We start from the raw sequence: 24443 nt of genomic DNA on the forward strand, positions 1-24443 counted from the left end.
GTCATCCGGCCTCGGCCACCGCCGTCTCGGAGACGACCACTCCGGCCTTGCGCCGGGTCCGGCGGCGCCGGGGGCGTTCGGCCACGGTCTCGGTCTGGTCGTCGTCCGCCTCTGCCGTCTGGACGGGGGCCACCTGCGCGGCGGACTCCTCGGCGCTCGGCTCGGCGGGTGCCGAATCCTGCTGCTGTTCGGGCGGCGGACCCGCGGCGCGCTTGGCCTTGCGGGCGGTCCGGCCCGGCGTGCCCTCCTCGGCGGACTGCGCGGACTCGGTCTGCGGGACGGTCCCGGCCTCCGGCTGCGCCTTCTCGGCGGCCGCCTTGTCCGCACCGTTGTTGCCGTTGGCGGCCTTGTCCGCGCCGTTGTTGCCGTTCTTGTTCTTCTTCTTGCGCCCGCCGTTTCCGCCGGACCTGGACTCGACGAGATCGGTGTGCAGGATCAGGCCGCGGCCGTTGCAGTGCTCGCAGGTGTGCGAGAAGGCTTCCAGCAGCCCCTGGCCGACCCGTTTGCGGGTCATCTGCACCAGTCCCAGCGAGGTGACCTCGGCCACCTGGTGCTTGGTGCGGTCCCGGGACAGGCACTCCAGCATGCGGCGCAGCACCAGGTCCCGGTTGCTCTCCAGCACCATGTCGATGAAGTCGATGACGATGATGCCGCCGATGTCGCGCAGCCGCAGCTGGCGCACGATCTCCTCGGCCGCCTCAAGGTTGTTCTTGGTGACCGTCTCCTCAAGGTTGCCGCCCTGACCGGTGAACTTGCCGGTGTTGACGTCGATGACCGTCATCGCCTCGGTGCGGTCGATGATCAGGGAGCCGCCGCTGGGCAGCCACACCTTGCGCTCCAGCGCCTTGGCGATCTGCTCGTCGATCCGGTAGGCCTCGAAGACGTCGCGCTCCTCGGTCCAGTGCGAGAGGCGGTCGGCCAGGTGCGGGGCGACGTGGTCGACGTACTCGCGGATGGTCTCCCAGGCGTCGTCGCCGGAGACGACGAGGCTGGAGAAGTCCTCGTTGAAAATGTCGCGGACCACCCGGATGGTGAGGTCGGGCTCACTGTTGAGCAGCGCCGGGGCGGTCGCCGACTTCGCCTTGCGCTTGATGGACTCCCACTGCTTGGCCAGGCGGGAGATGTCGCGCTCCAGCTCCTCCTCGCTGGCGCCCTCGGCCGCGGTGCGCACGATCACCCCGGCCCCGGTGGGCATGACCTTCTTGAGGATCTGCTTGAGGCGGGCGCGCTCCTTGTCGGGAAGCTTGCGGCTGATCCCGGTCATGGAGCCGTCGGGCACGTACACCAGGTAGCGGCCGGGGAGGCTGATCTGGCTGGTCAGCCGGGCTCCCTTGTGGCCGAGGGGGTCCTTGGTGACCTGGACCAGGACGGACTGGCCCGACTTGAGCACCGACTCGATCCGGCGGGGCTGGCCCTCCAGGCCGGTGGCGTCCCAGTTCACCTCGCCGGCGTACAGCACGGCGTTGCGGCCCTTGCCGATGTCGACGAAGGCCGCCTCCATCGAGGGCAGGACGTTCTGCACCCGGCCCAGGTAGACGTTGCCGACGTAGGACTTGTGGTCGGCGCGGTCGACGTAGTGCTCGACGAGCACGTTGTCCTCAAGCACGGCGATCTGGGTGCGCTCTCCGATGCGGCGCACCACCAGGTCGCGCTTGACGGACTCGCGGCGGGCCAGGAACTCCGACTCGGTGATGATCGGGGGGCGGCGGCGCCCCTGTTCACGCCCCTCGCGGCGGCGCTGCCGCTTGGCCTCCAGACGGGTGGAGCCGCGCACCGCCTGGACCTCGTCCTCAATGGGGCGTTCGGTGCGTTCGGTGCGGGCGGGACGCACCCGGACCACCGTGTTGGGCGGGTCGTCGGGCTCGGGCTCGGTCGCGGCCTCGGTGCCCGAACGGCGGCGGCGACGGCGGCGGCGACGGCTGGTGCCCGTGCCCTCCTCCGCCTCTTCGGTCGTGCCGGTGGAGTCGGCCTCCGCCCCGGCGGAGTCGGTCCCGGTCTCCCCGGCGGTGTCGGCGCCGGTGTCGTCAGCGGTGTCGGCGGCGGTCTCCGCGCCGTCCGCGGTGTCGGTGTCGGCGCCCTCGCCGTCCTCGCCGCGGTTGCGGGCCCGGCGTCCGCCTCTGCGCCGCCGGCGGCGGGTGGGCCGCTCCTCCGCGGTCTCCTCGGCGTCCGTGTCGGGTGTCTCCTCGGTCTCTTCGGCCTCCTCCGCCGCGGTGTCGGAGTCGTCCGTTCCCGTCGACTCCACGACCGGGGGCTGGAAGAGCACCATGGGCGGCTGGAAGGTGACGGCGGCCACGGCTGCGGGGTCGGCGGCGTGCGGCTCGTCCGTTCCGGCCGCCTCAGCGCTCTGCGCGGCGCCGGCCCCCCCGACCGTGTCCGGGGCGCCCTGGTCGGGCGGCTCGGTGTCCTCGGCGTCGACGGCCCTGACCCGGCTGCGGGTACGGGTGCGCGGGGTGCGGGCCGTGGTCTTGCGGCTGCGCCGCTTCGACGCCGTCTCCTCGGCCGTCTCCTCGCCCGCGTCCGTGCCGGCCGCCTCCGGCGGGGCCTCCTCGGCGGTCACCAGCTCCACGGAGACGGCGGCCACGGTCGTGGGCGTCGACACCGGGATCGGGTCGGGTTCGGGCGGCGGTCCGGCGGGCCTGCTCGCGGCACGGCCCCGGCGCACCGGCTGGGCCAGGCGCACCGTGCCGGACGTTCCCGCGACCGTCGAACCGTTCGGTCGTGTGGTTGTCTCTGTTTCAGTTGTCCCCTCGGTGCCGTCTGCACCGTTGTTGGGCTCGTTTTCGAGCATCCGGGCGGTCTCCCGTCAAGTTCTCGGGCGCGGCCCCGCACGTGGTGCCCGGCCGCGGCGCGCAAGAACTGTCGTTGTCAATAATCCGCGCCGGCGTCGCGACCGCGACGCCGGTCAAAGTCCCTGAGGTGCGCTCACGTTCCCCGATCCGGACCGCGCCGAGGCGGATCCGGCGTGTGCGCTGACGACGGTGGCGCCTGACTCCGAGGCCGCGTTGTCCGCGGCGAGCGGGTCCGCGATGGTTCCGGAGTCCTCGTCGAGCGGCCCCTGCGCCAGCCTGGTCATCTTCGTCGATGACGGCGGGGCGAGGTCGGCGATCTGACGGAGGCCGGTCACCACGTCGTCGGGTCGTACGACAGGAGTGGTGTGCCGCACGATCAAGCGAAGTATGGCATATGTCTCTTGTTGTTCCGTTGCGGCGCGCCTGTCGACGTCCAGCAGGAAGACGGGTGAGCGGGCGTCGAAGCGGCGGCGTCCCTTCTTGGTGAGCCTCTCCACCTCGATCCGCTCGGCCGCGAGGAACGCGGCCACGGCTGCCGCGGCGTCGTCGGGGTCGACGCCCGGAAGTTCGATTCGCCACTCCGACGCCTCCAGGCGGTCTGCCAGACCGCCCGCCGCTGCCGGGGCCACCGTGAGGATGTCGATGCCTTCGGGCATCGCCTCGTCGAGTCGCTCGCGCAACCGTTCGGGGTCCATCGGCTCGGCCAGAGTGAGTTCGCAATACTCCGCCTCACTCGCCACTCCCGTGGGGGCCGCGCCCGTGTAGGAGATCTTGGGATGAGGCGAGAACCCCGCTGAGAAGGCCACGGGTACCTGGGCCCGGCGCAGCGCACGTTCCAGTACGCGGGCGATGTCGCGATGGCTCGCGAATCTCATCCGGTGGCGTTTGGCGTACCGCACGCGCATCCGTTGGGCCTGGTGACCGGTGGAGAGCGAATCGGCGCCCTCAAGTGCGGGGGGCAGCTCTGCTCCTTTCCTCGGACTCCCGCGGGCCGGCACGGCAGGACCGTGTCCCCTCGGGAGAGGTTCGTCTTCTTTTCAGCCTACGGGGCGTGTCGGCGACTCCGCGCCACCGCCCTCATCGAGGTACAACCCCTCGCGGCGAGCGTGTGTTCCGCCACAGTCAATGCTCTTCCCACTGCGACCGGAGTTGAAAAGCGCACCTTTTGGGACGGGCGGTCCGGCGACGGCGCGCCCCGGGCCCGTCCGCCGCCGGGGCGAAGGCGTGGGGCCCCGGGAAAAAGTCCCGGTCCGCTGCCAACCGATCCCGCCCCCGGTACGTCCAAGTACGTGTACGGCCCGGCGCGAGCGGGGTGCCGGGCCGTACCCCGTCTCCCGGGGCACTTCCCGCGCAGCCCCGCCTCTCACACCACGCTCAGCGGCAGCAGTCGGCGCCCCGCGGTGTCGTGGGTCTGGATCTGGGTCCCCATGCTCGGGCAGACGCCGCAGTCGTAGCAAGGGCTCCACCGGCAGTCGTCGACCTCCACGGCCTCCTCGCCGTGCAGGGCGTCCTGCCAGTCCTGCCAGAGCCACTCCCGGTCCAGCCCCGCGTCCAGGTGGTCCCAGGGCAGTACCTCGTCGGCGTCGCGCTCGCGCACCGTGTACCAGTCCACGTCCACCGGCTCGTCGGCCAGCACCGCCTCGGCGGCGTCCATCCAGCGCTCGTAGGAGAAGTGCTCGCTCCAGCCGTCGAAGCGGCCCCCCTCGCGCCACACCCGTTCCACGACCCGGCCCAGTCGGCGGTCGCCGCGGGAGAGCAGCCCCTCGATGATGGAGGGCTTCCCCTCGTGGTAGCGCAGGCCGATCGACCTGCCGTACTCCCGGTCGGAGCGGAGCGCGTCCCGCAGCTTGCGCAGCCGGGCGTCGACGACCTCGTGCGGGGCCTGTCCCGCCCACTGGAAGGGGGTGTGCGGCTTGGGCACGAAACCGCCGATGGACACCGTGCAGCGGATGTCCCGGCGTCCGGTGACCTCGCGTCCGGCCCTGATGACCTCGCGGGCCAGGTCGGCGATGGCCAGGACGTCGGCGTCCTCCTCGGTGGGCAGCCCGCACATGAAGTACAGCTTGACCTGTCGCCAGCCCGCGGCGTAGGCGGCGGTGACGGTGCGGATCAGGTCGGCCTCGGTGACCATCTTGTTGATGACCCGGCGCATCCGCTCGCTGCCGCCCTCGGGCGCGAAGGTGAGCCCGGAGCGGCGGCCGTTGCGGGTGAGCTCGTTGGCCAGGTCGATGTTGAAGGCGTCCACCCGGGTGGAGGGCAGGGACAGGCCGGTGTGGGTGCCCTCGTAGCGGTCGGCGAGGTTCCTGGTGATGTCGCCGATCTGGCTGTGGTCGGCGCTGGACAGCGACAGCAGGCCGACCTCCTGGAACCCCGAGGAGCGCACCCCCTGGTCGACCATCCGGGCGACGGCCTGCTCGCTGCGCTCGCGCACCGGACGGGTGATCATCCCGGCCTGGCAGAAGCGGCAGCCGCGGGTGCAGCCGCGGAAGATCTCCACGCTGTAGCGCTCGTGGACGGACTCGGCGATCGGGACGATCGGGTTCTTGGGGTAGGGCCACCGGTCGAGGTCCATGACGGTGTGCTTGTGCACCCGCCACGGCACCCCCTCCCGGTTGGGCGTGTACCGCTCGATGCGGCCGTCGGGCAGGTAGGTGACGTCGTAGAACTTGGGCACGTACACCCCGCCGGTGGCGGCCAGACGGGCCAGCAGCGCGTCGCGTCCGCCCGGGGAGCCCTCCCGGCGGAACTCGCGGACGATCTCGGTGATCGCCAGCGCGATCTCCTCGCCGTCGCCGAGGACGACGGCGTCGAGGAAGTCGGCGATGGGCTCGGGGTTGAACGCGGCGTGTCCGCCGGCCAGCACGATCGGGTGCTCGTCGGCGCGGTCTGCCGCGTGCAGCGGGATGCCCGCCAGGTCCAGCGCGGTGAGCAGGTTGGTGTAGCCCATCTCGCTGGCGAAGCTGACGCCCAGCAGGTCGAAGGCGGCCAGGGGGCGGTGCGCGTCCACGGTGAAGTGCGGCACCCCGTGCTCGCGCATGAGCTTCTCCAGGTCGGGCCAGACCGCGTAGGCGCGTTCGGCGAGCACTCCCTCGCGCTCGTTGAGGATCTCGTAGAGGATCTGGACGCCCTGGTTGGGGACACCCACCTCGTAGGCGTCGGGGTACATCAGCGCCCACCGCACCTCGGTGTCGTCCCACTCCTTGACGACGGAGTTCAGCTCACCCCCCACGTACTGGATCGGCTTCTGCACGTGCGGCAGCAGCGCTTCCAACTGCGGGAAGACGGATTCGACAGTCATCGGAAAAAGGGCCTCACGTTCGCGGTCGCTCGGCGACGGACAGGAGACGGCGCCTGTTCCTGCCAGGATAGGCGCCCTCGGGGCAATGCGGTGAATCGCGGGAGCGGCCCCGGTGTCCCCGGGGTCGACCGGGCGGGCGGCGCCGTCGGGACCGCCGGCGGCCGCGGGACTCGCGCTGTGCTCCGCCGCGGCCCGTCCCGGCCCGCCGGGGGCGAGCCCTCTCCTCCGCCGGTCCGCGGTCACCGTGCCTCCCCGGTGCGCGCGTGCACCCCCAGGACCAGGCCGACCGCGGTGAGGTTGGCGACGGCCGCGCTGCCCCCGTAGGAGACGAACGGCAGCGGCAGTCCGGTGACCGGGCTGAGCCCCAGGGTCATGCCGATGTTGACGAACACCTGGAAGCAGAACCAGGCCGCCACCCCGACGCAGACCAGGCGGCCGTAGGGCTGGTCGCAGCGGGCGGCGGTGCGCAGGACGCGCAGCAGCACCACGCCCAGCAGCACGATGACCGCGCACCCCCCGGCGAAGCCGAGCTCCTCGGCCACGACACTGAAGATGAAGTCGGTGTGCTGCTCGGGCACGAGCTTGCCGCTGGTCTGCCAGCCCTGGAACAGTCCGGCCCCGCCCAGCCCTCCCGAGCCGACCGCGATGAGCGCCTGGTTGACGTTGTACCCCGCCCCCAGCGGATCGGCGCCCGGGTCGAGGAACGAGACGAGCCGCGCCACTTGGTAGTCCTTGAGCAGGCCGAGCCACCACACCGCGAGCGCCCCCAGTGCGCCGCAGCCGAGCAGGCCCAGCGGCCAGCGCGGCGAGGCACCGGAGAGGGCGAGCATGGCCAGATGGATCACGCCCAGCACCAGCGCGCTGCCCAGGTCCGGTTGCAGCAGGACCAGCCCCGTCGGCACCGCCAGGACTCCCAGGCTGAGCAGCACCTCCCGGGCGGCGGGGGCGCGTGTCCGGTCGGGGGGTCCGCCCAGCACCGCGGCGACGGTCAGGATCAGCGCGATCTTGGCGGTCTCGGCGGGCTGGGCCTGGAGGCCGCCGACGGCGATCCAGGCCCGGGAGCCGTTGACGACCTCCCCCAGCGGGCCGAGCACCAGCAGCAGCGCGACGGTCACGGCCACGAGGAGCACCGGGGCGTAGGCGCGCACCCTCCGGTGGTCCACCGCGGCGACGGCGAGGCAGAGCGGCAGGGCCAGCAGGAGGTGTCCCAGATGCCGCCAGGCGTGCCCGGTGGGCCCCGGCGGCCCGCCCGGCTGGAGGGTGGCCGACCACACCATCAGGGCGCCCAGCACGCCGAGGGTCAGCACCGCTGCCAGCAGCACCCAGTCGAGGCGGCGGGGCACGACCCGGGCGGTGAGCCGGACGAGGCGCGACAGCGGAGCGGGCAGTCGCACGGACTGGTCGAAACGGAGCGACATGCGGCGCCTTTCCGGATCACTCGTCGACCGGACGGACCGCTCCGTCCGGCTGGTCCTCGAAAGGTCCGGCGAAGCGGGGTGCGGCGCCGTCGGCCGGCCGCATGCGTCCCCCGGCGCACCCGCCCCCGGCCCCGGCCGGGGGCCCGTGGCGCGCCGGCGGGCAGTCGGCGGTGTCCAGGAACCGCCCCTGGACGGCGGGGGCGACCACGTGGACGTGGTTGTTCTCGGCCAGCGCCCGGTAGTGCTCCCCCATCGGCACCTGGAGGTACCACAGCCGGCCCACGAGGAGCGCCAGCAGGCACACCACCAGCGCCTGGGCTGCGAGCACGGGCCAGTGCCCGCGGGCCCGCACCGGATCACCCATCGGTTCCCCTCCCCTTCCGACCGCGCCGCGGCGCCGGTCGCGGCGGATCCGCCGGCGGGGGGAGCGTGCGCCGCCGGACGGGCCGCGGCCCCGGTGCGGGGCCGGACGGGACGGCAGAGGCGCCGCTGACCACCGCCGGGAGCGCGCCCCCCGCCCGCCCGCGCGGGGAGGCGGAGGCGTCCGCGGTTCCCGGTCCGGCCGCCGTGTCACGGCCGGGGCCGACGGGTGTGGTGGTCATGGGCATCCTCAGCGGTGTCGGACGGGCTACGGCTCGTCGGGCGGACGCGGCGCGGCCACGGGCGCCGCGGAGCGCTCCGTGACCCGCCACCCCCTAGCGTAACTCTCCGAAGTCACGTAGTTACACAAACGCGCCGGTTTGTCGCAACGTGCCGCAGACAGCACCGCGGCCGGACGGATGGTTCCGTCCGGCCGCGGTGCGGATGCGCTGTGCCGGTGTCCGGGGGCCGCCGAACTCAGGCCAGGTCGGGGAAGAACAGTTTGATCTCGCGCTCGGCCGAGTAGGTGGAGTCCGAACCGTGCACGATGTTGGCCTGGACGTCCAGGCCGTAGTCACCGCGGATGGTGCCGGGGGCGGCCAGGACCGGGTCGGTCGCGCCAGCCAGGGAGCGGAACGCCTCGACCGCGCGGTTGCCCTCCACCACCATGGCGACCAGCGGACCGCCGGTGATGAACTCGACCAGCGAGGAGAAGAACGGCTTGTCGGTGTGCTCCTCGTAGTGGCTCCTGGCGGTCTCCTCGTCCAGGGTGCGCAGCTCAAGCGCGATGATCTTGAGTCCCTTGCGCTCGATGCGGGAGATGACGTCGCCGACGATGTTGCGACGCACGCCGTCGGGCTTGATCAGGACAAGGGTGCGCTCCACGGTTCTTCTCTCCTCGACGGGTCGTTCACTGTGCACGGTGCCACCGGCCGGGCCCGCCGCTTCCGTGCGGCGTTCCGCCCCGGTGGTGGGTACCCTACCGGTTCGGCGGTCGCGTCCCGCGCGTTCCGGGCGGCAGCAGCCGGGTCAGGCTCCGCCCGCGTCCTGCGACGCGCCGCGCATCGCCTCGACGCGCCGTCCCAGGACCACCCCGGCGATCCACAGGCCGACGAAGACGATGCCCAGGTAGGCGAGGCCCGGCACCACCAGGCCGCTGGCCAGGAACGCCGCCTGCAACACGCACGCGGCGTAGAAGCCCCAGGTGAAGCGCTGCAACGCGGCCAGGACCAGCGCAGCCAGGGCGAGACCGCCCCAGACTGCTCCGGCCAGGGCGGGCGAGTGTCCGCCGAGCTGGATGGCGACGGGGACGGCCAGTCCCAGCACCACCGCCTCGAAGGCCAGGACAACGGCGCAGACGGTCCGCACGGTCACTCCTTCTTCATCAGGTGGGTGGCGTCCCCCGCGGTGACCACCGAGCCGGTCACCAGCACCCCGGCGCCGCCGAACTCGGTGTCCCGCTCGGCCAGGGTGACGGCCGCCTCGATGGCGTCGTCGAGACGGGCCGCCAGGTGGACGCGGTCGTCGCCGAAGACGTCCTCGGCGACGCGGTGGAGCTGCTCCGGCGGCAGCGCGCGCGGCGAGGAGTTGGCGGTGACCACGATCTCGTCGAGCAGCGGCTCCAGCGGCTCCAGGATCCCCTCGGCGTCCTTGTCCGCCAGGACCGCCACCACCCCGACCAGCCGGTCGAAGGAGAAGGCCTCGCGCACCGCCTCGGCCGTCGCGGCCATGCCCGCCGGGTTGTGCGCGGCGTCGACGAGGACGGTGGGGCTGGTCCGCACGATCTCCAGCCGTCCGGGCGAGGTGGCCGTGGCCAGGGCGGCACGCACCAGCTCGGGGTCGAGCCCCTCCTCACCCTCGGTGGGGGCGGCGAACGCCTCGACCGCGGCCACCGCCACGGCCGCGTTGGACGCCTGGTGGACGCCGAACAGCGGGAGGAAGATCCCGTCGTACCCCGCGCGCAGTCCCTTCACCGCGACCTGCTGGCCGCCGACGGCCAGGTCGCGGTGGACCACGCCGAACTCCAGCCCCTCCCGCGCCACCTGGGCGCCCACCTCGGAGGCGCGGCGCAGCAGGGCCTGGGCGGCGGGCAGGGTCTGCTGGGCGAGCACCGCGACGCTGCCGGGCTTGATGATGCCCGCCTTCTCCGCGGCGATGCCCTCCACCGTGTCGGGCAGGTACTCCGTGTGGTCGACGGCGACGGGCGTGACGACCGCGACGTCGGCCTCGACCACGTTGGTGGCGTCCCAGGCGCCGCCCATGCCCACCTCGACCACGGCCACGTCCACGGGCGCGTCGGCGAACGCCGCGTACGCCATGACGGTGAGCACCTCGAAGAACGACATGGGCACGTCGCTTCGCTCGTCCACCATCCGCACGTACGGCAGCACGTCGGCGTAGAGGTCGGCGAACGCCTGCTCCGAGACGGGTTCGCCGTCGATGACGATGCGTTCGCGCATGCTCCTCAGGTGCGGGCTGGTGTAGCGTCCGACCCGCAGCTGCCGCTCGCGGAGCAGGGCGTCGATCATCCGCGCGGTGGAGGTCTTGCCGTTGGTCCCGGTCACGTGGATGACCCGGTAGTTGGTCTGGGGGTGGCCGAGCAGGTCCATGGCCGCGCGCATGCGGTCCAGTGTGGGGTGGATGACCGACTCGCCCGCGCGCGCGAGGATCTCCTTCTGCGCCTCCTGGTACTGCGGATGCACGTGTCCCCTGTTCACAGCGTCGGTTTCCGGCGACTTGCGGTTTCAGCCTACCCCGGCGGCCGCCGCGCCCCTCCACCGCGGAGGCCGACGGGCCCCGGCCGCCCCGGTGCGCGGCCCGCCCCGCCCCTTGGCCTCTCTTTGCCGTCGCCGGTGCTCTGTCCCGCGCTCACCGGACAGTGGTGGAGGGGAGGTTGGCACCGGACGAGGGGAGTATCGGCATGCGACGCGAGAGAAGCACCGGTTCCGGGCGCCTGTGGGCGGCGGGGACACTGGCGGCCGCGTTCGTCGCGGCGTCCGGCTGCGGCGGCGACGTCACCCCCGATGAGGGCGGCGGCGATCCGCGTCCCACCGGAGCGCTGCAACAGGAGGACCCCACCAGTGCCTCTCCCACCCCCGAGGCCCCCGCGGGAGGCGTCGACCTGCTGGGCGCGCGCGACGCGGCGCTTCGGGAGTACCCCGGCGGCGTGGTCTACGACGTCGAACTGGAGGAGGACGGGCGCCAGTGGGACGTGGAACTGGTCCACCAGGGGACCGAACGCGAACTGGGGGTCGAGACGGGCAGCGGCAAGGTCTCCGAACTGGAGGGGGAGACCCCCGACGGTCCGGACACGAACCTGGCCGGCCTGTCCGCCGACAGCCTCGACACCGCTGTCGAGGCCGCCCTGGCGGAAAGCGGCGGCAGCCGGGCCACCGACGCCTCGGTGGACGAGGAGGACGGTCGACGGGTCTGGGAGATCGAGGTCGACGACGACCGGACGGTCGACGTCGACACCGAGAACGGTCAGGTCGTGGCGGTCGACTCCTGACCGCCGTCCGCCGGTGGAGTGGCCGCACCGCCCCACCGGCGGCGGCTCAGGCGCTCTTCTCCTCGCGCTCCGGCGGCAGCGCGGTGCGCGGCACGATCGTCGGGTAGACGTGCTCCAGGACCGCCTCACGGGTGATGATCACCTGCGCGACGTCCTCGCGGCTGGGCACCTCGTACATCACCGAGAGCAGCACCTCCTCGATGATGGCGCGCAGGCCGCGGGCCCCGGTGCCGCGGATGATCGCCTGCTCGGCGATGGCGTCGAGCGCGTCGGGAGTGAACTCCAACTCCACGTTGTCCAGCTCGAACAGCCGCTGGTACTGCTTGACCAGGGCGTTGCGCGGCTCGGTGAGGATCCGGATGAGCGCCTCGCGGTCGAGGTTGTGCACGCTGGTGATCACCGGGAGCCGTCCCACGAACTCCGGGATCATGCCGAACTTCAGCAGGTCCTCGGGCATGACCTCGCGGAACAGGTCGGCGCTCTCCATCTCCTTCTTGGAGCGCAGCACCGCATTGAACCCCATGCCCTGCTGGCCGGTGCGCGCCTCGATGATCTTCTCCAGCCCGGAGAACGCCCCGCCGCAGATGAAGAGCACGTTCGTGGTGTCGATCTGGATGAACTCCTGGTGCGGGTGCTTGCGGCCGCCCTGCGGGGGGACGCTCGCGGTGGTGCCCTCCAGGATCTTCAGCAGCGCCTGCTGCACCCCCTCGCCGGAGACGTCGCGGGTGATGGAGGGGTTCTCGCTCTTGCGCGCGACCTTGTCGACCTCGTCGATGTAGATGATGCCGGTCTCGGCCTTCTTGACGTCGTAGTCGGCGGCCTGGATGAGCTTGAGCAGGATGTTCTCGACGTCCTCGCCCACGTAGCCGGCTTCGGTCAGGGCGGTGGCGTCGGCGATGGCGAAGGGGACGTTGAGGATCTTGGCCAGGGTCTGGGCCAGGAGCGTCTTGCCCGAACCGGTGGGACCGAGCAGCAGGATGTTGGACTTGGCGATCTCCACATCCTCGTCGCGGGGCCGCTCCCCCTCGGACCGCACCCGCTTGTAGTGGTTGTAGACCGCCACGGACAGGGCCTTCTTCGCCTGCTCCTGACCGATGACGTAGGAGTCGAGGAATTCGTAAATCTCCCGAGGTTTGGGAAGACTGTCCCATTTCAGCTCGGTCGCATCCGCGAATTCTTCCTCGATGATCTCGTTGCAGAGGTCGATGCATTCATCGCAGATATACACACCGGGGCCCGCGATGAGCTTCTTCACCTGCTTCTGGCTCTTGCCGCAGAACGAGCACTTCAGCAGGTCTCCACCGTCGCCGATGCGTGCCACCCAGCCACTCCTTAAAACGTCGGCCGTCCCGTCACACGCCTCCTTCCCACCACCGCGGGTTCCAGACACCCTGGGTGCCCGACGCGGTCCGCGGGAAGGCGGGGCGATCCCGGCTCACCGGACGACCACCGATTTCCAGGATATGCCTTCCGCGTGGAGCCATTAACGGGACGGTCTGTGCGTCGCTCCTGTCGAGCCTAAGCGAAGCAGCGGACCGACCTCGCCGCCCCTCGGCTCCTGGTCCCCGGGCGCCCCGCGGTGGCGGACGCCACGCTCGGCACGGCTCCGCCGCCGGCGCGCACTCCCGCGGCGGCCGCTGCGCCGCCCGTCCCGGCCGTGCGGGGCCGGGACGCCGGACGGGGCGGTCCGTGCGTCCGTTCCGTCCGGAAGGGGGAGGAGGAGTGGGCCGGCCGCACCGCCCGCGGTGTCCGGCCGGCCCCTTCCCGTCGCCTCCGTGCCGCCGCTCCTACTTGGCCGACGCCTTCCGGTAGGGGAGCACGTCGTCGACGATGCCGTACTCCTTGGCCTCCTCCGCGGTGAGGATCTTGTCCCGTTCGATGTCGCGGGAGATCTCCTCGACGCTGCGGCCGGTGTGCCGCGCGAGGGTGGTCTCCAGCTGGTTGCGGATGCGCATGATCTCGTTGGCCATGATCTCGACGTCACTGGCCTGGCCGTGCGTCCCCTCGGTGGCCGGCTGGTGGATCAGGATCCGCGAGTTGGGCAGCGCGGTGCGCTTGCCCTTGGTGCCGCCCGCGAGCAGGACGGCGGCCGCGGAGGCGGCCTGCCCGACGCAGACGGTCTGGATGTCGGGGCGCACGAACTGCATCGTGTCGTAGATCGCCATCAGCGAGGTGAAGGACCCACCCGGCGAGTTGATGTACAGGGTGATGTCGCGGTCGCTGTCGATGTGCTCCAGCGTCATCATCTGGGCGATGATGTCGTTGGCCGACGTGTCGTCGATCTGCACCCCCACGAAGATGATCCGCTCCTCGAAGAGCTTGTTGTAGGGGTTCATCTCCTTGACGCCGTACGTCGTGCGCTCGACGTAGGACGGGAGGACGTAGCGGCTCTGCGGAGCCGCCGGCGCCATCCCACCGCCGTAGCGGTAGTAGGAGCTGGGGTTGTACTCGCTCATTTCCTGGCCTTCCACACTGCGCCGGTCCAAAGGGCTGTTGGGGCGGGAGTCGTTCAGGACCGACCGCCCGTGACGTCGGGGGTGTTCGACAGCACCTCGTCGATGAAGCCGTACTCAAGGGCCTCCTGGGCGGTGAACCACCGGTCCCGGTCGGCGTCCTTCTCGATCTGCTCGACCGTCTGGCCGGTGTGCAGCGAGATACGCTCCAGGAACATCTTCTTCACGTAGAGCAGCTGGTCGGCCAGGATACGGATGTCGGAGGCGGTTCCCCCGATGCCGCCCGACGGCTGGTGCATCATGATCCGGGTGTGCGGCAGCGCGTAGCGCTTGCCCCGCGTTCCGGCGCACAGCAGCATCTGGCCCATGGACGCGGCCAGTCCCATGCCGACGGTGCGGACGTCGTTGGGGATGTACTGCATGACGTCGTAGATCGCCATGCCCGCGGTGACCGAACCGCCGGGCGAGTTGATGTACAGCGTGATGTCCCGCTCCCGGTCCTCGGCGGACAGCAGCAGCAGCTCACCGACGATGCGGTTGGCGATCTCGTCGTCGACCTGCTGGCCGAGGACGACGATGCGCTGCCTGAGCAGTCGCTGCGCCGTCTGGTCGAACATCGGCTGCACGGGAGCTTCGGCAGTACGGGCTTCGGTTCGCATGAACTCATTATGGGTCGGCGGCACTCTCGTCACCTGCTCCGCGGGATCGAAACGGTTGCGACGCTTGCGACACTAACGCCGTTCCCCGACCTGCTCGCACCAGTTCCCTGTTCTGTTCGCTGTGAGCGCAGGTGGCCCGGTCGGCCACCAGGGAGTTTCGCGTCTGGCGAAAAGCGGCGGGCCCCGCGTCCCTGGGGGACGCGGGGCCCGCGCACGACCGGTCGGCCGGTCACTCCTCGGTCTTGTCCGACTCCTCGGCCCGCTCCGCCTCCTCCGCGCCGGAGGCGACCGTGACGGTCTCGGTCTGGGGGGCCGGGGCGGCCGGCGGCTCGACGGTGTTGCCGGACTCGTCGGTGATCCGGGCCTTGGACAGCACCAGGTCCAGCGCCTTGGCGCGCACGACCTCGACGTAGACGAGCTGGAGCTGGTTGGCCTGCATCAGGCTCTGGAAGAACTGGTCGGGCGAGATCCCCATGAGCTGGGCCTGCTCGACGATGTACTGGGTCAGCTCCTCGTTGCCCGCGGCCAGCTCCTCCTGGGAGGCGAGCTGGTCGAGGATGAACCCGGTCTTGACGGCCTTGGCCGCGTTCTCGGCGAGCTCGGCCTCGAACTCCTCCTCGCTCTGCCCCTGGGACTCCAGGTAGGACTCCTTGGTCAGCCCGCTCTGGGAGAGCTGCCGCTCCAGGGCCTCGCGGCGGCGGTCGGCCTCCTGGGTGACCACGCTCTCGGGCAGCGGGATGTCCATGGAGTCCACGAGCTTGTCGAGGACGCGGTCGCGGGCCTGGGCGAGCTGCTGGCGCCGCAGCACCTCGCCGAGCCGCTCGGCCTCGCTGGCGCGCAGCTCCTCGATGGTGTCGAACTCGCTGGCCAGCTGGGCGAACTCGTCGTCCAGCTCGGGCAGCTCCTTGACCTTGACGCTGTGCACGGTGACGGTGACGTCGGCAGCGCGGCCCTCGTACTCGCCGCCCACCAGCGTGGTGGCGAAGGTGGCGGACTCGCCCGCGCGCAGGCCCGTGATCGCGTCGTCGAGGCCCTCCAGCATGGTGTTGGTGCCGACCTCGTAGGAGATCCCGCTGGCCTGGACGTCTTCGAGCTTCTCGCCGTCGACCGCGGCGGACAGGTCGATGGAGACGTGGTCGCCGAGCTCGGCGGGCCGGTCGACGCCGGTGAGCGTGGCGAAGCGCTGGCGCAGCGCGTCGAGCCGCTCGTCGACCCGCTCGTCGGTGACCTCGGCGTCGTCGACGGTGACCTCGATGCCCTCGTAGCCGGTGACCTCGAACTTGGGCCGGACGTCGACCTCGGCGGTGAAGGCCAGCTCCTGGCCGTCCTCCAGCTTGGTGATCTCCACCTCGGGCTGGCCGAGGGCGAAGACCTCCTCCTTCTGCACGGCCTCGTTGTAGAGCTCGGGGACCGCGTGGTTGACCGCCTCGGTGAGCACCGCTCCACGGCCGACGTAGCGGTCGATGAGCCGCGCCGGCGCCTTTCCGGGCCGGAACCCCTTGATCCGGACCTGCTTGGCGAGCGACTTGTAGGTCACGTCGAAGGCGTGGTCGAGTTCCTCGAAGGGAACCTCGATGGTCAGCTTGACCCGGGTCGGGCTCAGCTCCTCGACATCGGTCTTCACGGGGCGGTACTCCTAGGTTTCCGGCGGTGACGCCCGGCACGGCGCCCGCCGCACCGCGGCACGGCGGCGGCCGATGGGCGACGACCGGTGGGCGTCAAGAGACTGCTGTGATCTCCAGCATGGTCCTGCGGTCTGCGATCACGCTCAGTCTAGGGCAGACGGGGAAAGGCGACGGCCCCGTCGGGACTGGGCGTCACGCGGGCCGTCGACGGTTTCGTCGGGGAGGCGGGATTCGAACCCGCGGCCTCATGCTCCCAAAGCATGCGCGCTAACCAAGCTGCGCCACTCCCCGTGGGCCACGCGGGTTCGCGGCAAAGTGCACAACCCGCACCGCGGAGGCGGTAATCTTGTCTCCGTCGGCTCCACGAGTCTAGAGGAAACTCGGAGGGGGCCGCGCCATGCGGGTGTAGTTCAATGGTAGAACTCCAGCCTTCCAAGCTGGCCGTGCGGGTTCGATTCCCGTCACCCGCTCTGCACGAAAGGCCAGGTCAGAGGTGGTTCTCCACCCGGCCTGGCCTTAGGTTTGCGCCCGGTGGCGGCCCCCGCGGCCGCCCCGTCCGGCACCACCCGCTCCACGCCGGGCGGCCGGTCGCGTCCCCACCGCTCCGCGTGGAGCGCCCCGGTGCGTTTCCCGGTCCGCGGGCCGTCCCACGGCCTGTCGCCGCTGTGTTCTCTGTCACTTTTCCGGCTGCTTCGGCGCCCTGCGCGGCAGGATCGGGCCCCCGCCTCCCCTCCGTCCGGCGCGACGAGTCGGCCCCGTGTCGCCCCTTCTCCCGTCACCGGTCGGGGGACGGCCCGGACGGGCTGCCCGCCCGCTTCGGGGGCAGGAGTATCGTCAATGGTCAGGACCGCACGACAGCGTCCGACACGGAGTCCTCGGGCGCCCCTCGGCGTGCACGGTCGTGTGCCAGGGCTTTTCGATGGGTGAGAAATGACGGGAACCGATCCGACGCGGGAGGCCGCGCCCTCGCTGACGCTGGACTGGATCTCCCGGCCGGCCAGCGCGGAACGCCCCGCGGTCGTCACCGGGGCTTTCGACATCCTGCACGTGGGACATGTCCGCTACCTCAAAAGCGTGCGCGCCCGGGGCTTCCCCCTCGTCGTCGGGGTGGAGTCGGACGAGCGGGTGCGCGCCTGGAAGGGGCCGGGCCGTCCGGTCAACCCCGCCGAGGAGCGGGCCGAGGTCCTCGCCGAACTGGCCTGCGTGGACGGGGTGTTCATCATCTCCGGGCCGCCCAGCGCCGTCCACTGGCGGCAGTACGCCGACCTGCTCGCCCCGCTGCGCCCCGCGGCGCTGGCCTACACCGAGGGCGACCCCTACGCCGAGGCCAAGCAGCGCGGCGCCGCCGAACTGGGCGCGCTCGCCTGGGAGCTGCCGCTGACCCTGGGCCGGTCCACCACGGCGACCCTGGGGCAGCTGGCCCGCTCCCTGTAGGCCCGCGGGCCGCGAAGAACAGACCTGGACGACGGCCGGCCGCGGCCCACGGCGCGGCCGGCCGCTTCCGCCGTATCCCGCACGAAGGGTGGCTCAGCGATGATGATGGGCGGTCCCCGCACGGTCCGGACACTGGTCAACGACGGTTCGGCCCGCAACGCGGCCCTCCGTCCGGACACCCTGCGGCGGGTCCTCGGCTACGCCCGCCCGCACTGGCGGCGCATCCTGCTGTTCCTGCTGGCCACGTCGGCCGGCTCCGGCATCGTCGTGGCCAACCCGCTGCTGCTCAAGACGATCATCGACCGCGGCATCGCCGGCGCCGACGCCTCCCTCGTGACCTGGCTGGCCGTGGCCGTGGCCGCGCTGGCCCTGCTGGAGACCGGGCTCAACCTGACCGGCCGGTGGCTGTCGGCGAGCATCGGCGAGGGCGTCATCTACCTGCTGCGCACCCAGGCGTTCACGCACGTGCAGCGCATGCCGCTGGCGTTCTTCACCCGCACCCAGACCGGGTCGCTGATCAGCAGGCTCAACACCGACGTGGTGGGCGCGCAGAAGGCCATCACCTCGGTGCTGCAGTCGCTGGTCGCCAACGCGGTCAGCGTGGCGGCGGTGCTCAGCGCGATGTTCGCCCTGTCGTGGCAGCTCACCCTGGCCTCGCTGGCGGCGATCCCGCTGTTCCTGGTCCCCGCCAAGTACCTGGGCCGCCGCCTGGCCGGGGTGCACCGCGAGAGCATGGACCTGAACGCGGAGATGAGCTCGCTGATGACCGAGCGCTTCAACGTGGGCGGCGCGATGCTGGTCAAACTGTACGGCCGCCCCGAGGAGGAGAGCGCCGAGTTCGCCGCCCGCGCCGGGCGGGTCCGCGACATCGGGGTCACCCAGAGCGTCTACGGCGGCCTGCTCTACTCCATGCTGGGGCTGATCACCGCGCTGGCCACCGCGATGGTCTACGGCGTGGGGGGCAACCTGGTGCTGCGCGACGCGTTCGAGATCGGCACCCTGGTGGCGCTGGCGACCCTGCTGACCCGGCTGTACGGTCCGGTCACCGCGCTGTCCAACGTGCAGGTGGACGTCATGACGGCGCTGGTCAGCTTCGAGCGCGTGTTCGAGGTCCTGGACATGGAGCCGTCGGTGGCCGAGCCCGCGGACCCCGTCGAGCTGCCCCGGGGCGGGCTGTCGGTGGAGTTCGACCGGGTCTCCTTCCGCTACCCGGGGTCCGAGTCCTCGCTGGCGTCCCTGGAGCTGGTGCCGCAGCCGGAGCACGCCGACGACACCCAGGTGCTCAGCGACGTCTCGTTCACCGCGCGTCCCGGACAGCTGGTGGCCCTGGTCGGCCCGTCGGGGGCGGGCAAGACGACGCTGACCCACCTGGTGTCGCGGCTGTACGACCCGACCGAGGGCGTGGTCCGCATCGGCGGTGTCGACCTGCGCCGGGTGCGCGGCCAGGCGCTGCGGGACGCGGTGGGGGTGGTGACCCAGGACACCCAGCTGTTCCACGACACCATCGGGGCGAACCTGCGCTACGCCCGCCCGGACGCCACCGACGAGGAGCTCGTCGCGGCGCTGCGCGCCGCCCAGCTGGGCCCGCTGCTGGAGGTGCTGCCCAACGGCCTGGACACGATGGTGGGGGACCGCGGCTACCGCCTGTCGGGCGGGGAGAAGCAGCGGCTGGCCATCGCCCGGCTGCTGTTGAAGGCCCCGTCGGTGGTGGTGCTGGACGAGGCCACCGCGCACCTGGACTCCGAGTCGGAGGCCGCGGTGCAGGAGGCCCTGGCCGAGGCGCTGCGGGGGCGGACCTCACTGGTCATCGCCCACCGGCTGGCCACGGTGCGCGAGGCCGACCTGATCCTGGTGCTGGAGGACGGCCGCGTCCTGGAGCGCGGCACCCACGAGGAGCTGCTGGAGCGCGGCGGGCTGTACACCGCCCTGTACCGGACCCAGTTCGCCTCCCAGGACCGGGCGCGGCGCAGCGCGGCGGACTGATCCGGTCCGCCGGGGCGGTCCCGGCCGGCGCACACGCCGCGGCCGCCCGGCCTCGTCCGGTCCGGGCGGCCGCGGCGTGTGCGCTCAGCGCTCCTGGTCCTGCTCGCCCTGCTTCCTGACGTAGTCGCCGGCGGCCTCGTCGGCCTTGTCGATGTGCTCGTCGTACTTGCCGCCGGTGCGCTGCTTGGCCTGCTCCGCCCCCTTGTCGAGGCCCTGCTCCACCTTGTCGCTGTGCTTTCCGGCCAGTTTTTTGGCCTTGTCGAAGGTGTCCCTGATTCCCATGTGCTCCTCCCCCGTACGGACACGAAGTCCCCGCTTCGCGTTCCGCTCTCCCCCTTCCCCGTCGACCAGTGCTTATGCCCGTTGCGGGGGTGCGTGCCCGGGTCGGGAGAGCGGGAGCGCTCCCCGGGCTCCGCGGGGTCACGCCCCCAGGACGACGCGCGCGACGGAGAAGTAGATGAGCAGACCGGTGGCGTCGACCAGGGTCGAGACCAGCGGCGCGGACACCACCGCGGGATCGACCCCGACCCGGCGGGCCAGCAGCGGCATGGTGCTGCCGATGATCGAGGCCCAGGCGCAGATCGCCACCACCGACAGCGCCACCACGGCCGCGATCCCGGTCCCCACCAGCAGGGAGCCGATGACGAGCGCGATCGTCGCGAGCATCACCCCCAGCAGCAGCCCGACCCGCGACTCCTTCCAGACGACCCGGTGCAGGTCGCGCAGCCGCACCTCGCCCACGGCCAGGGCGCGCACCACGGCGGTGGCCGACTGCGATCCGACGTTGCCCCCGGTACCGGTCAGCATCGGGACGAACAGCGCCAGCGCGGTCACCCGTTCCAGGGTCGCCTCGAACCCCTGCATCACGTTGACGGTCAGTGTGGAGGCGACGATGAGCAGCAGCAGCCACACCGCGCGGGCGCGGGCCAGGCGCAGCACGCCGACCGCGGCGTAGTGCCCCTGGATCGGTTGGGCTCCGGCCTGGCGGGCGATGTCCTCGGAGTCGGCCGCCTCGATCAGCTCCAGCGCGTCGTCGAAGGTGAGCAGGCCGACGTAGCGTTCCTCGGAATCGACGACGGGCAGTGCGACGAGGTTGGCCTCCTGCATGAGGCGCGCGGCGTCCTCGGCCGGACCGGTGGCCTGGACGCGGGGCGTGAACACGTCCACCAAGTCCTTGAGGAGGGTGTCGGGGGCGCTGGTGACCAGGTCGCTGAGCTGCACCATGCCGGAGAGGCGGCGCCCGTTGTCGACCACGGGCAGCACGTAGACGGTCTCGGCCTCGGCCCCTTTGGCGCGCACCACCTCCAGGGCGCGGGCGACCGTGAGGTCGCGGTGCAGGATCACCGTGTCGGGGGTCATGAACCGGCCGACGGAGTTCTCCGGGTAGCCCAGCAGCGCCGCGGTCATGCGGCGTTCGGCGGGGCTCAGCCCGGCCAGCGCCTTCGTGGCGATCTTGGCCGGGGCCTCCCCGAGGAGCCGGGCCCGGTCGTCGGGCTCCATCTTCTCCAGCAGCTCCCGGAAGGCCGAGTCGCGCAGTCCTGCGAGGATCGCCTGCTGCTGTCCAGGGTCGAGCTCCTCGAAGACCTCCAGTTCGCGGTCCTTGTCCAGCAGCCGGAAGGGGACGGCGGCGCGTTCCGGGGGCAGGCGGGCCAGCGCGTCGGCGATCTCGTAGGGCTGGTGCTCGGCCAGCCACAGCCGCATCCCGACCAGGTCGTTGGTGTCGAGCAGGTCGGTCAACTCGATCGGCTTCTCGGCGTCGGTCATCTGAATCGCGGTGTGGAACCTCCGGGCTCGCGCGAGCCGGGGACACCGCACCTCCTCACAGCGGTCAGCGCGGGTGTGAACCGCAGCACAGCGACCGGGACGATGGTGTCGCCGCCGGGACTGCGCGGACGGGCGCGGCGACACCGCCGGGACTGCGGAGAGGCGACGCTCCCGCGGCGGCGGGCACGGACCCCAGCAGGAGAGTCTTCCCCACACACGCCCGGCGACGCGGAAGGTGCGCGGCCGCGTCCCAGAAAACCGTACGCCGCGCGGGAGGCAGGGGCGTCAGCGGGTCCGCCAGAGCACCACGAGGGCGCGGTCGTCGTTCTTGTCCTTGCTCAGCGTGTCGACCAACTGGTCGGCTCCGGGGCCGAAGCCCACGGCCACCAGGCTCTCGGCCGCTCCCAGCAGGCGGTCCACGCCCGCGTCGAGGTCCTCCCCCGGGGTCTCGACGAGGCCGTCGGTGTAGAGCATGACGGCGTCGCCGGGGCGCAGGCGGCCCCGCACCGGCGGGTAGCTCATCTCCGGGACGACGCCGAGCACGACCCCCTTGGCCTCGGCGGTGCCCCACTCGCCGGTCGTGTGGTCGAACTGCACGGCGGGCGGGTGCCCGGCCGAGGCGAGCAGGTACTCCCCGGTGGTCAGGTCGACGCTCAGGTGCACGGCGGTGACGAAGCCCTCGCCGACGGCGGTGCGGATCAGGTAGTCGTTGCAGTGCTCCAGGAACTCGCCGCGCGGCACCGCGCCGATGAGTCCGCCGAAGGCCCCGGAGAGCAGCAGCGCCCGGGTGCCCGCGTCGACGCCCTTGCCGGAGACGTCGACCACCGCGATGTCGAGCCGGTCGTCGCGGAGCATGGAGACCACGAAGTCGCCGCCGAAGGAGGAGCCGCCCGCCTGCCGCAGCACCTGGGTGGCGTGCCATCCGGCGGGCAGGTCGGGCAGCCGTCCCTGGGTGCGGATGCGGTCGCGCAGTTCCAGGAGCATCTTCTCGCCGTCGAGCCCCTGCACGCCGAGCCGTTCGCGCACCCCCGACAGCAGGTAGGCCACGACGCCGGTGACCCCGATGGTGACGGCCAGCCCGGGGCCCACCTGGCTGAGGTCCAGCGCGTAGGCGGTGCAGGCGAGGACCACGGCCACGACCCCGAGCAGGAAGGCCAGGCTCCTCCGTTTGAGGAGCAGCCCCCCGGCCAGGACGGTGAGGATGACGGCGCTGGGCGGGAACCAGCCCTGCGGGCCCCACACCGCGCCCACCCCGATCCCGACGGCGAGCAGGACCAGGACGATGAGGACGAGGCGGTAGCGGAAGAGCACTTTGCGGCGGAGGAACGCGAGGACGCGCTCCGCCAGGGAGTGGGCGGAGCGCAGGAGGCGGGCGGGCGGCGAAGTGCTCATCGTTGCCGAACTGTAGCGCGGGAAACCTACCCAAGCACGTCGTGCCGCGTCCACTCGCGGCGAGACCTCCCATAACGGACCAACCGATATCCGCGCAGCGCACACGCGTGGGAACGCACAGAACAGACCATGATTCAGTATGGGCCTCCCCAGCCCCGTCCGTCAGGGCCGCGGGCCGGTTCCCCGCCTGCGAGAAAAGCGAAAAACCTCTCATGTTCGTCCCGCGGTCCCGTCCGGGGCGTCACCTCCGCCCCTTCCCGCACGGATCGCCCCTGCCGTCCCACCGCTCTCCCGGCACGGGAATTCGGACGGAAAAACCGGTGGCGCGGACGGCGCCTCCCGCGGTAGGCAGGAGGCCATGCCCACTCCACACCGGCCCGCCGCGTCGGCCCCGTGGCCGGTCCGCCCCGTGACCGACGCCGAGTTCCCCGAGTTCTGCCGGACCTTCCACGAGGCCCTGCTCGCCGCCCCCGTGGACGAGGACCGCCTGGAGTCGCTGCGCGCCCGAACCGACCTGGACCGCGCGCTCGCCGCCTTCGACGGCGACCGGATCGTCGGCACCGCGCTGGCGTTCTCCTTCGAGGCGACACTGCCCGGGGGCAGCCGCCCGGTCGCGGGCGTCTCCGCGGTCGGGGTACTGCCCACGCACCGCCGCCGGGGCGTGCTCACCGCCCTGATGCGCCGCCAGTTGCACGACATCCACGAACGCGGGGAGGAGGCGGTGGCCACGCTGTTCGCCTCCGAGGGCGGCATCTACGGGCGGTTCGGCTACGGTCTGGGCTCGCTGCTGGGCACCGTCACGATCCGCCGCGGCGAGGGCGTACTGCGCGCGGACGCCCCGCGCGATCCCGGGCTGCGCCTCCGCATGGCGGCGCCCGCCGAGGTCCGTGCGGAGATGGCGCGGGTGCACGCGGCCGCCCGGAGCGGCCGCGTCGGCGAGTTCCACCGGGACGGGGAATGGTGGGACCGGCTGTTCAGGCGCTTCGGCGAGCGGCACAGCGGCTACGGCCCGGCCAAGTGCGTCATGGCGGAGGACGGCGCCGGACCGGCGGGGTACGCGCTGTACCGGACCCGGGAGGGCTACGACGCCCACGGCAACGCCGACGGCGCCCTGGAGGTGCTGGAACTGCACGCCACCCGGACGGCGGCGCTGGTGCAGCTGTGGGAGTTCCTGCTCAACCGGGACCTGGTGGGCAGCGTCACGGCGGACCTGCGCCCCGTCGACGACCCCCTGCTGTACCTGCTGGCGGACCGCCACCGGGCGCGGTGGACCCCCGGCACCGGGTTCTGGGGACGGCTGGTGGACCTGCCCCGGGCGCTGTCGGAGCGCTCCTACGCGGCGCCGGTGGACGTGGTCGTCGAGGTGTCCGACGCGGTGTGCCCGTGGAACCGGGGGCGTTGGCGCCTCGTCGTCCAGGGCGGCTCCGCGCACTGTGCGCGTACCGACCGCGACGCCGACCTCTCCCTCGACGTGGAGGTGCTCAGCTCGGCGTACCTGGGCGGCGAGCCGCTGACCGGGTACGCGGCCGCCGGCCTGGTGCGCCAGTCGCGCCCGGAGGCGGTCCTGGAGCTGTCCGCGGCTCTGACCACGCCGGCGGCGCCGCACTGCTCGGTCATCTTCTGAGTCCGCGGGGTGAGGACGGTGTCGCCGCCGGGCGACTGTCGCGGCGGGCCGCGGCGCGGTACCGTCCGGAGTGGTACGCCCGGTACCGTCCCGGCAGCCCTTCCGCCGCGCGGACGGGCGGGCGTCGCCTCCGGGC

At 72.1% G+C, this 24443-nt stretch carries 19 protein-coding genes and 2 tRNA genes; 5 read left to right on the forward strand and 16 right to left on the reverse strand.

Annotated elements, in window-relative coordinates; translation table 11 throughout:
• Position 1: 1 nt before the first annotated feature.
• From FOF52_RS11000 to FOF52_RS11035, 8 genes are all read right to left on the reverse strand, one after another.
• Positions 2-2788 (reverse strand): Rne/Rng family ribonuclease, encoded by a 2787-nt coding sequence (locus FOF52_RS11000; protein ID WP_248589877.1) that lies wholly within the window; start codon positions 2786-2788, stop codon positions 2-4.
• Positions 2789-2902: 114 nt separating this feature from the next.
• Complete coding sequence (locus FOF52_RS11005; RefSeq protein WP_425265483.1) at positions 2903-3694, reverse strand: TIGR03936 family radical SAM-associated protein; 792 nt, start codon at positions 3692-3694, stop codon at positions 2903-2905.
• A 458-nt stretch (positions 3695-4152) separates the two neighbouring features.
• A complete protein-coding gene (locus FOF52_RS11010) occupies positions 4153-6087 on the reverse strand; it encodes a TIGR03960 family B12-binding radical SAM protein (RefSeq protein ID WP_248589879.1) in 1935 nt (644 codons plus the stop codon).
• Between the two features lie 239 nt (positions 6088-6326).
• Positions 6327-7505, reverse strand: coding sequence for a rod shape-determining protein RodA (rodA, locus tag FOF52_RS11015; RefSeq protein ID WP_248589880.1), 1179 nt, complete (start codon positions 7503-7505; stop codon positions 6327-6329).
• 16 nt (positions 7506-7521) lie between these two features.
• On the reverse strand, positions 7522-7869 hold the full coding sequence (locus tag FOF52_RS11020) for a hypothetical protein (protein ID WP_248589881.1): 348 nt from the start codon (positions 7867-7869) through the stop codon (positions 7522-7524).
• 473 nt (positions 7870-8342) lie between these two features.
• A complete protein-coding gene (gene ndk, locus FOF52_RS11025; RefSeq protein ID WP_248589882.1) occupies positions 8343-8750 on the reverse strand; it encodes a nucleoside-diphosphate kinase in 408 nt (135 codons plus the stop codon).
• 144 nt (positions 8751-8894) lie between these two features.
• Entirely contained in the window at positions 8895-9233 is a 339-nt protein-coding gene (locus tag FOF52_RS11030) for a DUF4233 domain-containing protein (protein ID WP_248589883.1), read from the reverse strand.
• Positions 9234-9235: 2 nt separating this feature from the next.
• Complete coding sequence (locus FOF52_RS11035; protein WP_248589884.1) at positions 9236-10567, reverse strand: bifunctional folylpolyglutamate synthase/dihydrofolate synthase; 1332 nt, start codon at positions 10565-10567, stop codon at positions 9236-9238.
• Positions 10568-10785: 218 nt separating this feature from the next.
• Here FOF52_RS11035 and FOF52_RS11040 point away from each other — a divergent pair, with 218 nt between their 5' ends.
• Positions 10786-11373 carry a PepSY domain-containing protein gene (locus FOF52_RS11040; RefSeq protein ID WP_248589885.1) on the forward strand — a complete coding sequence of 196 codons (588 nt, stop codon included), beginning with the start codon at positions 10786-10788 and terminating at the stop codon, positions 11371-11373.
• A gap of 46 nt (positions 11374-11419) precedes the next feature.
• Here FOF52_RS11040 and clpX read toward each other — a convergent pair whose 3' ends face one another.
• From clpX to FOF52_RS11065, 5 genes are all read right to left on the reverse strand, one after another.
• Positions 11420-12694: an ATP-dependent Clp protease ATP-binding subunit ClpX gene (clpX, locus tag FOF52_RS11045; RefSeq protein WP_248589886.1), complete on the reverse strand. Its 1275-nt coding sequence runs from the start codon at positions 12692-12694 to the stop codon at positions 11420-11422.
• A gap of 466 nt (positions 12695-13160) precedes the next feature.
• Positions 13161-13829, reverse strand: coding sequence for an ATP-dependent Clp protease proteolytic subunit (locus FOF52_RS11050; protein ID WP_248589887.1), 669 nt, complete (start codon positions 13827-13829; stop codon positions 13161-13163).
• 53 nt (positions 13830-13882) lie between these two features.
• Positions 13883-14443, reverse strand: a complete 561-nt coding sequence (locus tag FOF52_RS11055) for a ClpP family protease (RefSeq protein ID WP_248593832.1) — start codon at positions 14441-14443, stop codon at positions 13883-13885.
• Between the two features lie 271 nt (positions 14444-14714).
• Complete coding sequence (gene tig / locus FOF52_RS11060) at positions 14715-16109, reverse strand: trigger factor (protein ID WP_248589888.1); 1395 nt, start codon at positions 16107-16109, stop codon at positions 14715-14717.
• A 217-nt stretch (positions 16110-16326) separates the two neighbouring features.
• A tRNA-Pro gene (locus FOF52_RS11065) sits at positions 16327-16401 on the reverse strand.
• 108 nt (positions 16402-16509) lie between these two features.
• On the opposite strand from FOF52_RS11065, the gene FOF52_RS11070 reads away from it, so the two are divergent.
• The 3 genes from FOF52_RS11070 (at position 16510) to FOF52_RS11080 (ending at position 19527) form a co-directional block, all read left to right on the forward strand.
• Positions 16510-16580 (forward strand) — tRNA-Gly (locus FOF52_RS11070).
• A 460-nt stretch (positions 16581-17040) separates the two neighbouring features.
• Positions 17041-17544 carry an adenylyltransferase/cytidyltransferase family protein gene (locus FOF52_RS11075; RefSeq protein ID WP_248589889.1) on the forward strand — a complete coding sequence of 168 codons (504 nt, stop codon included), beginning with the start codon at positions 17041-17043 and terminating at the stop codon, positions 17542-17544.
• Between the two features lie 99 nt (positions 17545-17643).
• On the forward strand, positions 17644-19527 hold the full coding sequence (locus FOF52_RS11080; protein ID WP_248589890.1) for an ABC transporter ATP-binding protein: 1884 nt from the start codon (positions 17644-17646) through the stop codon (positions 19525-19527).
• 84 nt (positions 19528-19611) lie between these two features.
• On the opposite strand, the gene FOF52_RS11085 is transcribed toward FOF52_RS11080, so the two are convergent.
• From FOF52_RS11085 to FOF52_RS11095, 3 genes are all read right to left on the reverse strand, one after another.
• Positions 19612-19809 (reverse strand): antitoxin, encoded by a 198-nt coding sequence (locus FOF52_RS11085; RefSeq protein WP_248589891.1) that lies wholly within the window; start codon positions 19807-19809, stop codon positions 19612-19614.
• Positions 19810-19947: 138 nt separating this feature from the next.
• Positions 19948-21291, reverse strand: coding sequence for a magnesium transporter (mgtE, locus tag FOF52_RS11090; protein ID WP_248589892.1), 1344 nt, complete (start codon positions 21289-21291; stop codon positions 19948-19950).
• Positions 21292-21576: 285 nt separating this feature from the next.
• Complete coding sequence (locus FOF52_RS11095) at positions 21577-22683, reverse strand: PP2C family protein-serine/threonine phosphatase (protein ID WP_248589893.1); 1107 nt, start codon at positions 22681-22683, stop codon at positions 21577-21579.
• Between the two features lie 358 nt (positions 22684-23041).
• On the opposite strand from FOF52_RS11095, the gene FOF52_RS11100 reads away from it, so the two are divergent.
• Positions 23042-24307, forward strand: coding sequence for a GNAT family N-acetyltransferase (locus FOF52_RS11100; protein ID WP_248589894.1), 1266 nt, complete (start codon positions 23042-23044; stop codon positions 24305-24307).
• Positions 24308-24443 lie beyond the last annotated feature (136 nt).

This window comes from Thermobifida alba (assembly GCF_023208015.1).
In the GTDB taxonomy this organism is placed as follows: Bacteria; Actinomycetota; Actinomycetes; order Streptosporangiales; family Streptosporangiaceae; genus Thermobifida; species Thermobifida alba.

Bases quoted from the DNA above. Each gene is read 5' to 3' on its own strand.
- FOF52_RS11000 (WP_248589877.1), bottom strand. From the start codon at position 2,788: ATGCTCGAAAACGAGCCCAACAACGGTGCAGACGGCACCGAGGGGACA.
- FOF52_RS11005 (WP_425265483.1), bottom strand. From the start codon at position 3,694: ATGCGCGTGCGGTACGCCAAACGCCACCGGATGAGATTCGCGAGCCAT.
- FOF52_RS11010 (WP_248589879.1), bottom strand. From the start codon at position 6,087: ATGACTGTCGAATCCGTCTTCCCGCAGTTGGAAGCGCTGCTGCCGCAC.
- rodA (WP_248589880.1), bottom strand. From the start codon at position 7,505: ATGTCGCTCCGTTTCGACCAGTCCGTGCGACTGCCCGCTCCGCTGTCG.
- FOF52_RS11020 (WP_248589881.1), bottom strand. From the start codon at position 7,869: ATGGGTGATCCGGTGCGGGCCCGCGGGCACTGGCCCGTGCTCGCAGCC.
- FOF52_RS11040 (WP_248589885.1), top strand. From the start codon at position 10,786: ATGCGACGCGAGAGAAGCACCGGTTCCGGGCGCCTGTGGGCGGCGGGG.
- FOF52_RS11050 (WP_248589887.1), bottom strand. From the start codon at position 13,829: ATGAGCGAGTACAACCCCAGCTCCTACTACCGCTACGGCGGTGGGATG.
- FOF52_RS11055 (WP_248593832.1), bottom strand. From the start codon at position 14,443: ATGTTCGACCAGACGGCGCAGCGACTGCTCAGGCAGCGCATCGTCGTC.
- FOF52_RS11075 (WP_248589889.1), top strand. From the start codon at position 17,041: ATGACGGGAACCGATCCGACGCGGGAGGCCGCGCCCTCGCTGACGCTG.
- FOF52_RS11080 (WP_248589890.1), top strand. From the start codon at position 17,644: ATGATGATGGGCGGTCCCCGCACGGTCCGGACACTGGTCAACGACGGT.
- FOF52_RS11085 (WP_248589891.1), bottom strand. From the start codon at position 19,809: ATGGGAATCAGGGACACCTTCGACAAGGCCAAAAAACTGGCCGGAAAG.
- mgtE (WP_248589892.1), bottom strand. From the start codon at position 21,291: ATGACCGACGCCGAGAAGCCGATCGAGTTGACCGACCTGCTCGACACC.
- FOF52_RS11095 (WP_248589893.1), bottom strand. From the start codon at position 22,683: ATGAGCACTTCGCCGCCCGCCCGCCTCCTGCGCTCCGCCCACTCCCTG.
- FOF52_RS11100 (WP_248589894.1), top strand. From the start codon at position 23,042: ATGCCCACTCCACACCGGCCCGCCGCGTCGGCCCCGTGGCCGGTCCGC.